9 protein-coding genes are annotated in these 12,280 nt (G+C 74.8%); 6 read left to right on the top strand and 3 right to left on the bottom strand.

Annotated elements, in window-relative coordinates; all coding sequences use genetic code 11:
• Nucleotides 1-190: 190 nt before the first annotated feature.
• Nucleotides 191-904, bottom strand: a complete 714-nt coding sequence (locus tag IO40_RS0116725) for a LuxR C-terminal-related transcriptional regulator (RefSeq protein WP_016471081.1) — start codon at nt 902-904, stop codon at nt 191-193.
• Nucleotides 905-1,260: 356 nt separating this feature from the next.
• Between IO40_RS0116725 and IO40_RS0116720 the strand changes: the two genes are divergently transcribed.
• Nucleotides 1,261-2,436 carry a CaiB/BaiF CoA transferase family protein gene (locus tag IO40_RS0116720; protein ID WP_016471080.1) on the top strand — a complete coding sequence of 392 codons (1,176 nt, stop codon included), beginning with the start codon at nt 1,261-1,263 and terminating at the stop codon, nt 2,434-2,436.
• A 90-nt stretch (nt 2,437-2,526) separates the two neighbouring features.
• On the opposite strand, the gene IO40_RS0116715 is transcribed toward IO40_RS0116720, so the two are convergent.
• Nucleotides 2,527-3,255 carry an IclR family transcriptional regulator gene (locus IO40_RS0116715; protein WP_016471079.1) on the bottom strand — a complete coding sequence of 243 codons (729 nt, stop codon included), beginning with the start codon at nt 3,253-3,255 and terminating at the stop codon, nt 2,527-2,529.
• A 176-nt stretch (nt 3,256-3,431) separates the two neighbouring features.
• Between IO40_RS0116715 and IO40_RS0116710 the strand changes: the two genes are divergently transcribed.
• The 3 genes from IO40_RS0116710 to IO40_RS0116700 all read left to right on the top strand — a co-directional run bounded on the left by IO40_RS0116710 (nt 3,432) and on the right by IO40_RS0116700 (nt 7,875).
• Nucleotides 3,432-4,598 carry an acyl-CoA dehydrogenase family protein gene (locus tag IO40_RS0116710; protein ID WP_031175672.1) on the top strand — a complete coding sequence of 389 codons (1,167 nt, stop codon included), beginning with the start codon at nt 3,432-3,434 and terminating at the stop codon, nt 4,596-4,598.
• The gene (locus IO40_RS0116705) at nt 4,598-5,815 is read left to right on the top strand and encodes a CaiB/BaiF CoA transferase family protein (RefSeq protein WP_016471077.1); all 1,218 of its coding nucleotides are present in this window, start codon (nt 4,598-4,600) and stop codon (nt 5,813-5,815) included. Before IO40_RS0116710 ends, IO40_RS0116705 begins: the two co-directional genes overlap by 1 nt.
• 389 nt (nt 5,816-6,204) lie before the next feature.
• A complete protein-coding gene (locus IO40_RS0116700; RefSeq protein ID WP_031175671.1) occupies nt 6,205-7,875 on the top strand; it encodes a hypothetical protein in 1,671 nt (556 codons plus the stop codon).
• A 45-nt stretch (nt 7,876-7,920) separates the two neighbouring features.
• Here IO40_RS0116700 and IO40_RS0116695 read toward each other — a convergent pair whose 3' ends face one another.
• Nucleotides 7,921-8,421, bottom strand: coding sequence for an anthrone oxygenase family protein (locus IO40_RS0116695; RefSeq protein ID WP_031175670.1), 501 nt, complete (start codon nt 8,419-8,421; stop codon nt 7,921-7,923).
• A gap of 249 nt (nt 8,422-8,670) precedes the next feature.
• Between IO40_RS0116695 and IO40_RS0116690 the strand changes: the two genes are divergently transcribed.
• Nucleotides 8,671-9,915: a glycosyltransferase gene (locus tag IO40_RS0116690; protein ID WP_031175669.1), complete on the top strand. Its 1,245-nt coding sequence runs from the start codon at nt 8,671-8,673 to the stop codon at nt 9,913-9,915.
• On the top strand, nt 9,912-11,927 hold the full coding sequence (locus tag IO40_RS0116685; protein ID WP_244190321.1) for a sugar transferase: 2,016 nt from the start codon (nt 9,912-9,914) through the stop codon (nt 11,925-11,927). Before IO40_RS0116690 ends, IO40_RS0116685 begins: the two co-directional genes overlap by 4 nt.
• The last annotated feature ends 353 nt before the right edge of the window (nt 11,928-12,280 follow it).

The following is a 12,280-nucleotide window of genomic DNA, read 5'->3' as shown; positions in this document are numbered from 1 at the left end:
ACCCGCCGGGCACGCGGCCCGCCGCGCAGGCGCCGGCAGCACCCGTCGGCCGGTGGCCGTGCGGATGCTGCGGGCCGGTGGCCGGGCGGGTGCCTGCCGGCCCGTGGTACCGACGGGCGGCTTCCGGTCGCGCCGGCGCAGGCGGCGGGGCGGCGTCCGGGAGGCGTCGGCCCCCTGGCGGGGCGGTGGGTCAGTCGGTGAGGCCGAGCTTCATGGCCGTCACCACGGCCGCCGTCCTGTTGGTGGCGTCCAGTTTCAGCAGGACGCTGCTGACCAGGCGTTTCACCCCGTGCTCCGAGATGCGCAGCCGGCGGGCTATCTCCTTGTTGCTGAGCCCGGCGACCAGTTGGTCGAGCACCTCGTGTTCGCGGGCGGTGAGCCGCACGGTGCGGGCCGGCAGCCGGTGCGCGGACTCGCCGGCGTGGCGCAGGAGTTGCCGTCCGAGCCGCAGCGGCATGGGCATCTCGTCCGCGGCGAGCTGCCGTAGTGCCCGCTCCAGCGAGACCGCGGTCAGCTCCTCGCGGAGCAGATAGCCGTCGGCGGGCAGGCGGGCCAGCGCGGTGCCGGACTCGGCGTCGGCCGGGTCGAGGACGACGAGGGTGCGCAGTCCCGGCCGGGTGTGGCGGAGCCGGGTGAGGGAGGGCAGCCTACGGGGACCGGCGGCCGTTGCGTCCCGGTGGCCGGCGTTGGCGCTGGAGAGGAGCAGGATGTGGAAGCGGTGCTCGGTCAGGGCCCGTTCGACGGCCTCGGGCCCGGAGAACAGCTCCGCGCGGTCGACGACGGCCAGCCGCGGCAGCATGGCCTCCAGGCCGAGCCGCAGCAGCTCCGCCTCGACGTACACGGCGACGGCGAGCCGGACACCGGCCTGCTCACTGGCGCCCGGCTTGCCCTGGATGTCGGTCATGCGGCTCACCCGTTTCCCCGTATGGGCCCACGTGCGCCGGGGCCCGGCGACGTGGACCGGCCCTGCTTGCCGCGAGAGATGATCTCTCAGACTCCCGCCCCAGGGAAGCGAGTTGACGCGGCGGCCGATGGTGTCCGGGTGTGCTCGCGCGGCGCCCGGGGCGGACGTGACGCGGGCTCGCCGGGGCACCTCACCCACGCCGCCACCGCGTGCGACGGTCACCCGCGTCGCGACCGTTTGCCCCCGCCTCTTGCCCGGTCCCGCCCGTTCGCGTCCCCGCTCCGCCGCTCCCCAGCCCCCCGTCGTCCCCGTCCGTCGTCCCCCGTCCCGTCTCCGACCGCCGCAGGAGGAATCCGGTGCGACCATTGAGCGGAGTGACCGTCGTCGCTCTCGAACAGGCCGTCGCGGGCCCCTACGCCACCCGCCAGCTCGCCGATCTGGGCGCCCGCGTCATCAAGGTGGAACGGCCCGGCGGCGGGGATTTCGCCCGCGCCTACGACAGCCGCGCCGGCGGCATGAGTTCGCATTTCGTGTGGGCCAACCGCGGCAAGGAGTCGCTGACCTGCGATCTGAAGCATCCACGCGGTATGGCCGTGCTGCGCGCGCTGCTGGAGCGGGCCGACGTCTTCGTGCAGAACCTCGCGCCGGGCGCCACCCGCCGGCTGGGGCTGGACGCCGCGTCGCTGCGGGAGGCGTGGCCGCGGCTGATCGTCTGCGACATCTCCGGCTACGGCCAGGGCGGACCGTACGAGACGGCGAAGGCGTACGACCTGCTGGTGCAGAGCGAGGCGGGACTGCTGTCGGTGACCGGCACGCCGGAGCAGATGGCCAAGGCCGGCATCGCGGTCAGCGACATCGCGGGCGGCATGTACGCCTACAGTTCGGTGCTGGCGGCGCTGCTGGAGCGGGGCCGCACCGGGGAGGGCAGCCACCTGGACGTGTCGTTGTTCGAGGCGACGGTGGAGTGGATGGGGTTCCCGCTGTACTACGCCTACGACGGTGCGGCACCCCCGCCGCGTGCGGGCGCCGCGCACGCGACCATCTATCCGTACGGTCCCTTCACGGCGGGCGACGGGAAGACCGTCATGCTCAGCGTGCAGAACGAACGCGAGTGGCAGGGTTTCTGCACCCGTTTCCTGGGCCGCCCGGACCTGGCGGAGCATCCCGACTTCCGCGGCAACGCGCAGCGGGACCGGCACCGGGACACCCTGGGTCCGCTGATCGCGGCGCGTTTCGCGGAGCTGACCGGGGACGAGGCCGTGGCTCTGCTGGCCCGGATACCGGTGGCCTCGGCCCGCGTCAATTCCGTGCACGAGGTGTGGCGGCACCCGCAGTTGGCGGCCCGGCAGCGCTGGCACCGGGTCGGCACCCCGGTGGGGCCGCTGCCCGCCCTGGCCCCGCCGGGTCCGACGGGTGCGGCACCCCGGATGGACCCGGTGCCGGACGTGGGGGAGCACACGGATGCCGTGCTGGCCGAACTGGGCTTCTCGGCCGAGGAGATCACCGGGCTGCGGCAGGAGGGCGCGGTGTGAGCGCGGCGGGGACCGTGCCCCGGCGCGAGTGGCCACGAGAGCGGCGGCCGGGAGCGGCGGATCCTGGCGGGCGAGCCGGCCTTGTGGCCCTCATCCGCCGAGCCGTGCCGCGACGGTGCGTACCGCGTCCCGCAGGCCGTCGGCCACCGTCTCCAGCCGTGCGGCGATCCGGCTGGTGGGCCCGGCGACGGCGACGACCGCGCGCACCGTGCCCGCCACCAGGACGGGACGGGCCGCCGCGCTCACATCGGGCAGGGTTTCGCCCCGGTTGAAGGCGACGCCCTCCGCGCGGACCCGCCGCAGCTCGTCGTGGGCGCGCTCCCGGGCCGCCGGGTCGGCCAGGAGCGCTTCCAGGCAGGCGGCACGCCGTGACTCGGGGCGGTGGGCGAGCAGGACCTTCCCGGCGCTCGGCGGGTAGAGGGGGCGGCGGGTGCGCAGCGGGGCCGAGTAGCGGATGAGCTGCGGCGACTCGGCGGCGGCCAGATAGCTGAGCGAGTCCCCCACGGCGATGCCCAGCATGGCGGTCTCCCCGAACCGGTCGCGCAGTGCCTCCAGTACGGGCACGGCGGCCTCGGCGACCTCGGGGGCGGCGGGCGGCAGCAGCCCGCCCAGTGCGGGGCCGAGCCGGTAGACGCCCGCTTCCTCGGTGAGATAGCCCTCCGCCACCAGCCCCTTGACCAGGCCGAAGACGGACGACTTGGGCGCCCCCAGTTCGGCGGCCAGTGCGTGTAGTCGGGCGCCGTCCGTGCGGGCCACGGCCTCCAGTACCCCGGTGACGCGGCTGACGGTGCGATGGGCCCGCGCCGTGGTCCCGGTCATGTCACACCCCTCCTCGCGTTCGCATATACGAACCGTACGCCTTAACACCCGCCACCCACCAGCCCGTTGGCACCTCTTCGTACCCATTGACCTGGCCGATACCCCCTCCTAGCATCGCGGCTGTCCCTGTTCCCGGCCGTATATCCGAACCGTGACCGAAGGGCGGGCTGCCGCACATGGATTTCCAGCTCACCGAGGACCAGGAAGCCATCCGGAAAGCCGTACGCGAACTGGCGGCGCGTTTCCCCGACACCTACTGGGCGGAGCAGGACGAGGCGGGCAGCTTCCCGCAGGCGTTCTACGAGGCGTTCGCCGAGGGCGGCTGGCTGGGCATGGCCGTCCCCGAGGAGTACGGCGGTGGCGGCCTCGGCATCCTGGAGGCGTCCCTGCTGCTGGAGGAGGTCGCCGCCTCCGGGGCCGGGATGAACGGGTGCAGCACGATGCACCTGACGATCTTCGGGCTCAACACCCTGGTCAAGCACGGCAGCGAGCGGCTGCGGCGGGAGATCCTGCCCCGCGCCGCCGACGGCTCGCTGCACGTCTGCTTCGGCGTCACCGAACCCGACGCGGGGACGGACACGACGCGGATCTCCACCGTCGCCCGGCGGGACGGCGACGACTACGTCATCGACGGCCGCAAGGTGTGGATCACCAAGGCCGGTCAGTCGCAGATGATCGTCCTCATCGCCCGCACCACCCCGCGCGAGGAGGTGGCCAAGCCGACCGACGGCATATCCCTCTTCCTGGCCGATCTGGACCCCGGAGCCGTCCGGCTGCGGCCCATCCCCAAGATGGGCCGGAACGCGGTCGCCTCCTACGAGGTCGTCCTGGACGGGCTGCGGGTGCCCGCCTCCCGGCGGATCGGCGAGGAGGGGCAGGGCTTCCGGTATCTGCTCGACGGGCTGAACCCCGAGCGGATCCTGCTGGCCCACGAGGCGCTGGGCATCGGCCGTGCGGCCCTCGACGCGGCGGTGCGGTACGCCGGCGAACGGGTCGTCTTCGGCCGTCCCATCGGGCAGAACCAGGGCATCGCGTTCCCGCTGGCCGAGGCGGCGACCCGGCTGGAGGCGGCGGGGCTGGCCGCCCGTCACGCCGCCTGGCGGTACGACCGGGGGCTGCCCTGCGGCAAGGAGGCGAACATGGCCAAATGGCTGTGCGCCGAGGCCGGTTTCCAGGCGGCCGACGCGGCGGTGCAGACACACGGCGGCATGGGGTATGCCCGCGAATACCACGTCGAACGGTACTTCCGCGAGTCGCGGCTGCTGCGCCTGGCGCCCATCAGCCAGGAGATGGTGCTCAACCACGTGGCCACCCATGTACTCGGTCTGCCGAGGTCCTACTGATGCGCGGCGACGGACGACAGCCCCTGGCAGGGCTGCGGGTGCTGGACCTGTCACGGGTACTGGCCGGTCCGCTGTGCACCCAGATGCTGGCCGACCACGGCGCCGACGTCGTCAAGGTGGAACCGCCGGGCGGGGACGAGACCCGCGGCTGGGGCCCTCCGTTCCTCGGCGACGAGGACGGACCGGCCCGGGTCAGCGCCTACTACCAGAACCTCAACCGCAACAAGAGGAACATCGTGCTGGACCTGTCGGGCGACGGGGGCCGCGCGCTGCTGGGGCGGCTGCTGCGGTCGGCCGACGTCCTGGTGGAGAACTTCAAGGCCGGCACCCTCGCCCGGTGGGGCTGGCCGGACGAGGAGTTGCGGACCCGCTTCCCGGCACTGGTGCACTGCCGGATCACCGGCTTCGGCACGGACGGACCGATGGGCGGCCGGCCCGGCTACGACGCGGTGCTCCAGGCGTACGGCGGCCTGATGAGCGTCAACGGGGAGGCGGACGGCGATCCGCTGCGCGTCGGCGTGCCCGTGGTGGACATGGTGACCGGCATCCTCGCCTTCTCCGGGGTGCTGCTGGCCCTCCACGAACGCAACAGCTCGGGCCTCGGCCAACTGGTGGACTGCACCCTGCTGGACACCGCCGTCGGCCTGCTGCACCCGCACTCGGCCGGCTGGCTCGCCGACGGCCGGGTGCGGCCCCGCACCGGCTCCGCCCACCCGTCGATCGCCCCGTACGACTCCTTCGAGGCGGCGGACGGCCCGCTGTTCGTCGGCGTCGGCAACGACCGGCAGTTCGCGGCGCTCGCCGGGCTGCTGGACGCGCCGGAGCTGGCCGCCGACCCCCGGTTCGCCACCAACCCCGACCGGGTGCGGAACGTCACCGCCCTGCGTGCCGAGCTGGCACCGCGGTTCGCCCGCCACCGCCGGGCCGAACTGGCGGGCAGACTGCTCGACGAGGGCATCCCCGCCTCCCCCGTGCACGATGTCGCCGAGGCGCTGTCCTCACCCCAGGTGGCGCACCGCGGCATGGTGGTGGAGCACGACGGCTACCGGGGCATCGCCACGCCCATCGGGCTGACCCGCACCCCGGGCCGGGTGCGCGGGGCGCCGCGCCCGCCGGGAGCCGACACCCGTGCGGTGCTGCGGGAGGCCGGACTCGACGAGGCGGAGATCGCGGCGGCCCTCACCGAGGGCACGGCGCGCGCCGCCGGGGAGGGCTGACCCCGGGGGACGCACCGGAGCGCGCCACCGGCCGTCGCCCGACGGCTGAGGACAGCGGCCGGCCGGCGGTGTCCACCGGGTCCGGGGAGACGATGCGGCCCGGGAAGACCGGCAGTTGCGCACCCGGAGCGGCCGGATGGCACCGGCCGTCTTCCGGTACGCCCCGGGCCGTGGCCGTCGGGTCCCCCGGCGGTGGCCGTCGAGCGGGACGCGTTCACGGCAGCGTCCCGCTCGACAGCGCACTTCCCGCCGGCCGGCCGACGGGCCGTCAGCACAGGTGTAACGGTGGGTAAGAGCCTGGTACGACACCGTACTCACCGGAAACGGCCGTGCCAGGGCGCGCAGCCACGAGCAGCGGTACCCCGGGCAACGGCAGATCGGGGCGTGACATGACGGCACAGCGACCCGTATCCGCACCCAACCCCTCCCCCGCCTCCGGATCCTCCTCGTCCCCCTCCTCCGCGAGCGCCGCCGCGGCCGGCCGGTCCGCGCCGGGGGCGCCCTACACCGACCCCACCCTCGGCATCCCGGTGGCCGCCTCCTGGCGAGGCGAGCCCCGCAACCGGCTGGTGACCATCGGCGACTCCCTCACCCAGGGCTTCCAGAGCTGCGCCGTCTTCCAGACCGGGCTGTCCTACCCCGCGATCATCGCCCACGAGCTGGGCTGGTCCGCGCACTTCCGCCAGCCGTCCTACGACGGTGCCGGCGGACTGCCGCTCAACCTGGAGATGCTGCTGCGCGAGCTGGAGGAGCACTGCGGCAAGGACATCGACTGGTGGGAGACGCCCGCGGCGCTCTTCCGGGCCCGCCGCTTCATGGACAAGGTCGAGGACCACTGGGAGCGCGGCGCGGGTGCCGCCCCGGTCTCCACGACCGCGATCAACCACAATCTGGCCGTCTTCGGCTGGGATCTGCGGGACGCGCTGGAGAAGTCGGCGGACGTGTGCCGCAAGATGATCGGCGCCCCGCACGACGATCTGATCCGGCAGATGGTCGGCAACCCCGGTGAACGCGCGGCGCTGCGTGCGCTGCCCACCCGGCCGCCCTCCGCCGGCGCCCTCACCCAGGTCGAGGCCGCACGGGTGCTGGGCGAGCGGGCGGCCGACGACGCCGGGGAGGCACGCGAACCCGATCCGGACCACGGCATCGAGACGCTGATCGTCTTCCTCGGGGCCAACAACGCGCTGTCCTCCGTCGTGGACCTCAAGGTCGTCTGGAGCGAGGCGGGCTACGACGACCTGCGCAGGAAGGGCCGGTTCACGGTGTGGCGGCCGGAGCACTTCGCCGCCGAACTGGGGCAGTTGGCGCAGGCGGTGGAACGGATAAGAGCCCGGCACGTGATCTGGTGCGCCGTGCCCCATGTGACGATCGCCCCCGTCGCGCGCGGGGTGGACGCGAAGGGCGCGGCCGGCTCCCGCTACTTCCCGTACTACACCCGGCCGTGGATCAGCGACCGGGACTTCGACCGGCGGCGCGACCCGCATCTGACCGGCGAACAGGCGCGGGCGGTGGACGCGGCGATCGACCGGTACAACGACGCGATGGCCGACGTCGTGCGCACGGCACGGCGCGCCGGACGGGACTGGTACCTGCTGGACACGGCAGGACTGCTGGACCGGCTGGCCTGCCGCCGCTACATCGAGGACGCCACGGCCCGGCCCGGCTGGTGGACCCCCTATCCGCTCCCCCGCGAACTGCGGGCCCTCGACCCGGTGCCCAACTCACGGTTCCTGCTGAGCGACGGCGAGGCGCGCAGCGACGGCGGACTGTTCTCCCTGGACGGCGTCCACCCGACGACGGTCGCCTACGGCATCCTCGCCCAGGAACTGGTCGATGTGATGCGGACGGCCGGCGTGGAGTTCCGCACCCCGTACGGGGGCGAGCCGCGCACCGGGCGGGTGCGGGTGGACTTCGAGCGTCTGGTGCGCCGCGACACGCTCATCAACCGCCCGCCCGGCAACGTCACCTCCGGGCTGCACGTCATCGGCTGGGCCGACGAGGCGCTGGACATCATGGCCCGCGCCCTGCGGTTCGGCCGGCTGGGGCTCGGCGGGAAGTAGCCGCGACGGCCCGGCGGGGAGGAGCCGCCACGGCCCGGCGCGGGGTCAGCCGCCGTTGCCGTGCCGCACCAGTGCCCACGCCAGACAGCCGAAGGCCGCGGTGTTGCAGACGGTGCGGACGATGTTCCAGCGCACCCAGGCGTCCTCGAACTCCGCACGCAGCCGGGCCATCCCCTCCGCGCTCCCGGGAAGTCCGCCGGCGTCCAGGGCGTCATTGAGCGGAACGTTGCATTTCATGGTGATCACAAGAACGGCGAGGTACAGCACCGCCGCCGCCACGATCCACGGCAGCGTGCCCGTGCCGCCCCCGCCCCACAGCCGCAGGGCACCGGCGCCCAGTATCAGCAGCAGCGAGCCGGCGAGCAGGAGCAGGAACCAGCCGTTGAGGATGGCCACATTGATGCGCTGCATCCCCTCGACGAACGTCCTGTCGCCGGCCCGCCGCAGGCCCGGCAGCACCGCGACGGCGAAGCCGTAGTAGAGCCCCGCGCTCAGCCCGGTGAGCAGCACGGCTCCCAGCAGCGCGGCGCCTTGCAGTTCCCGCATGCCCGTCTCTCCCCTTCTGTGCCACGTCCTTGGCGGGCCGCCCTCGCGCGGCCCTGCCGTGCCGCACAGTCAAGCGCGCGCCCGGGTGGCATCCCATGGCCGTGACGCTCAGCGGGATGTGCGAGCGTCCGCACCGCCACGCGTGGGACGAGTCGGGGAAAAACACACAGGCGACCGGCGTGCCGCCCGGGTTCGACAGTCGGATTTTGTCAAGGTCACTCTGCGTCATCTCGGGAGGCGGAGTCGTCCATGCCGAAACTGCTGGCAGAGTGCACAGAACGACGCGGCAGCGAGCCACAGGGACGGTTGACCGTCCTGCACCTCGCCCAGCCCGTCACGGGCGGTGTGGCGCGCGTCGTCACCGACCTGGCCCGGGCCCAGGTCGGCGCGGGCCTGCGCGTCGTCGTGGCCTGCCCGCCCGGCGGCGCGCTCGCCCACCTCGCGGCGGACTCAGGTGCGCAGGTCGTCTCCTGGCCGGCCGTCCGCGAGCCCGGCGTCCACGTCCCCGCCGAGGTGTACGGCGTACGGCGGCTGGTCCGCTCGCTCCGGCCCGACCTCGTGCACGCCCACAGCGCCAAGGCGGGGCTGGCCGCCCGGCTGGCGCTGCGCGGCCGTGTCCCCACCGTCCACCAGCCGCACGCCTGGTCGTTCGAGGCCGCCCGCGGTCGCACCGCACTGCTGGCCCGCGCCTGGGAGCGGTACGCCGCACGCTGGGCGGACCGGGTGCTGTGCGTCAGCGAGGCCGAACGCGGCACGGGAGAGGCGGCCGGCATCGCCGCCCGCTGGGCCGTGGTGCGCAACGGCATCGACCTGGACCGCTTCGCCCCGCCGGCCGGTCTCGCCCCGGGCGAGCCCGACGCGTCCGCCCGGGCCCGGCTCACCGCCTCGTACGGGGTGCCCGCAACGGCGGCCCTGGTGGTGTGCGTCGGACGGTTGTGCGAGCAGAAGGGGCAGGACATCCTGCTGGCCGCCTGGCCCCGGATCGTCGCGCGTGTCCCGCACGCGCGGCTCGTCCTCGTCGGCGACGGCCCCGATCTGGCACGGCTGCGCCGCGTCGCGCCCCCGCACGTCGTCTTCGCCGGTGCCGCCGCCGACGTGCGCGAGTGGTACGCCGCCGCCGACGTCGTCGCCCTCCCCTCCCGGTGGGAGGGCATGGCGCTCACTCCGCTGGAGGCGATGGCGTGCGGGCGGCCCGTCGTCGTCACCGACGTCGACGGCTCCCGCGAACTGCTGCCCCCGGGCCAGGAGACCACCTGTCTGGTGCCTTGCCACGACACCGTCGCGCTCGCCGACGCCGTGACCCGTCTCGCCCGCGACCAGCGGCTCCGCGCGGAGCTCGCCGAGGCCGCCGTCAAACATGTACGGGCCGGATTCGACGTGCGCGAGACCGCCGCCGCCGTGCGGGAGACGTACGCGGCCGTGCTCCGCGAGCGGGCCGCCGCCCGCACCGCCCCCTTCCGGGCCACCGGGACGCGACGGGCGGGAGCACGATGACGCCGGACAGCACCGGCGCCGTCCCCGTCCGGCCGGGCGGCACCGGGGCCACGGACGGCCTCCCCCGGGGCACCGAACAGCCCACCGACCCCGAACACGCTCAACCGCCCGACCGGACCTCCCGCACCGCGCCGGCCGTGCCCCACCCCGTCGCCACCGGCGGACCGGAGACCGGCGAGAGCGCACACCACACGCAACGACTGCCACCGCCCCTGGTGCCGTCCGCACGCGGCCCTCTGCCGGTGGCGGGACCCAAGGCCGCCGCCCGGCGCCGCCGCGCCACCGCCCTCCCGCTGGCCGCCGCCGACGCCACGGCCGCCACCGTCGCCGTCCTGGCCTGCGCCGGAGCCGACGCCGCACCGCTGCTGCTGCCACCCGTCACCGCCGGGCTGCTGGCCACCTGCCGACGCGCCGGGCTCTACCGGCCCGGCCTCGACCCGCAAGCCCTCGACGAACTGCCCGCCCTCACCGCCCGCTCCGTGGCCGCCTGGTGCATGGGCGTGACGGTGCTGGTCGCCTACGGCTGGACCGGCACCCTCTCCCTGTGCGGCATGCTGGCCGGCATCACCGGCACCGCCGCCCTCGCCTGCGCCGGGCGGGCCCTCGTCCACACCCTGCACCGCCGCCGCGGACTGCGCAGGCCGCGCACCGCCCTGGTCGTGGGCCGGGGCCCGACCGCCCGTGCGGTCACCGCGGCACTCACCGACCGTCCCCGCTACGGACTGCGGCCCGTCGGCCTCGTCGAACCCGGCCCGGGACACGACAGCGTGCCCGGCCGCACCGTCCGCGGCGACACCGCACCGCTGCCCCTCGAAGCCGAGCCCGGCATCGCCGAGCCCGGCGCGCAGGCCGGACCCGGCCACCGCGCGGAGACGCACAGCGTGGCGGCGCACACCGGCCAGGGTGCGCCCGCCGATGCCCCCGCGGCGGAGCACGCCCTCGCCGTCCAGGGCACCCCTGCCGCGGGAACGTCCGTGCCCTGCGAGGACCTGCCCTGCACGGACGGCCCGCGCGCGGGCCGGGCCGATGTGGAGGCGCGGACCCTGCCGGTCGTCGCGACGCTGGAGGAGGTCGCCCAGGAAGTGACGCGCAGCGCGGTGCAGGACGTCGTCTTCGTGGGCTCGCCCTGGGAGGACCCGCAGACCGCCGCGCTCGCCCAACTGCTGGGCGAACGCGGCGTGACCGGCTGGCTGGTACGGCCGGGCTGCGCACTCGGAGCACACGGCGGGCACGCCGGGCCCGACGGCCGGCCCGACGACGCACACCTGTGGGGCTTCAGCTGCCGGCGGCTGGTGCTCGACTGCCCACGCCCGCGCACCGGCCTGCGCAAGCGCCTGCTGGACCTGGCGCTGGTGACCCCGGCCCTGGTACTGGCCGCACCGCTGCTGGGCGCCTGCGCGCTGGCCGTCAGACTGCTGGACGGACCGGGCGTGCTGTTCCGCCAGGAACGCATCGGACAGGGCGGACGCCCCTTCAGCCTGCTGAAGTTCCGCACCGTACGCCCCACCGACGACCACGAGGCGGCCACCCGCTGGACGGTCGCCGGGGACGCGCGCACCAGCCGCATCGGCCGGCTGCTGCGCCGCACCTCCCTGGACGAGCTGCCACAGTTGTGGAACGTCCTGCGCGGCGACATGAGTCTGGTCGGGCCGCGCCCGGAACGCCCGTACTTCGTGCGGCAGTTCAGCGAACGGCACCCGGGCTACGCCCAGCGGCACCGCACGCCCGTGGGCATCACCGGGCTGGCGCAGGTCTACGGCCTGCGCGGCGACACCTCCATCGAGGACCGCGCCCGCAGCCGAAGGCCGGACAAGCACAGCCGAAGGCCGGACAAGCACAGCCGAAGGCCGGACAAGCACAGCCGAAGGCCGGACAAGCACAGCCGAAGGCCGGGCAAGCACAGCCGGAGGCCGGGAAAACGCAGCCGGAGGCCGGGCAAGCACAGCCGGAGGCCGGACAAGCACAGCCGAACGCAGGGCCGGCAGATCCGGAGGGCTCTCCCTTGTCGGTGACCGGGCAAGCAGAGCCGGAAGGCTCGCCTCAGTCGAAGGCCGGGCCGTCCCTCCCCGAGGCGGGGAAGGGCCCGTCGAGAGCCGGACGGACGGCCCAGGCGGGTAGCGGAAGCGGACCGCGAACCGACGGCACCCGGCCCCGGACGGGCGGAACCGGCGGAACGGGCGGAACCAGCGGGGCCGCACAGCCGGCCCGTGCCGCCACCCCGCACGACGCCGCCGCGCCAAGGGCTGCCGGTGGCACGGCGAAGGCACCCGGCGCCACGGCACGCGAGGCCGACAACGCGACAGAACCGCCCGGCAGCGCGGTACTCGAGGCCGACAGCCCCACAAGCGCGGCCGGCCCCCCGGCG

It is taken from the genome of Streptomyces albus subsp. albus, assembly GCF_000725885.1.
GTDB lineage: Bacteria > Actinomycetota > Actinomycetes > Streptomycetales > Streptomycetaceae > Streptomyces > Streptomyces albus.
The sequence above is the reverse complement of the archived record's forward strand: the minus strand, read 5'-3'. Positions and strand labels throughout refer to the sequence as shown.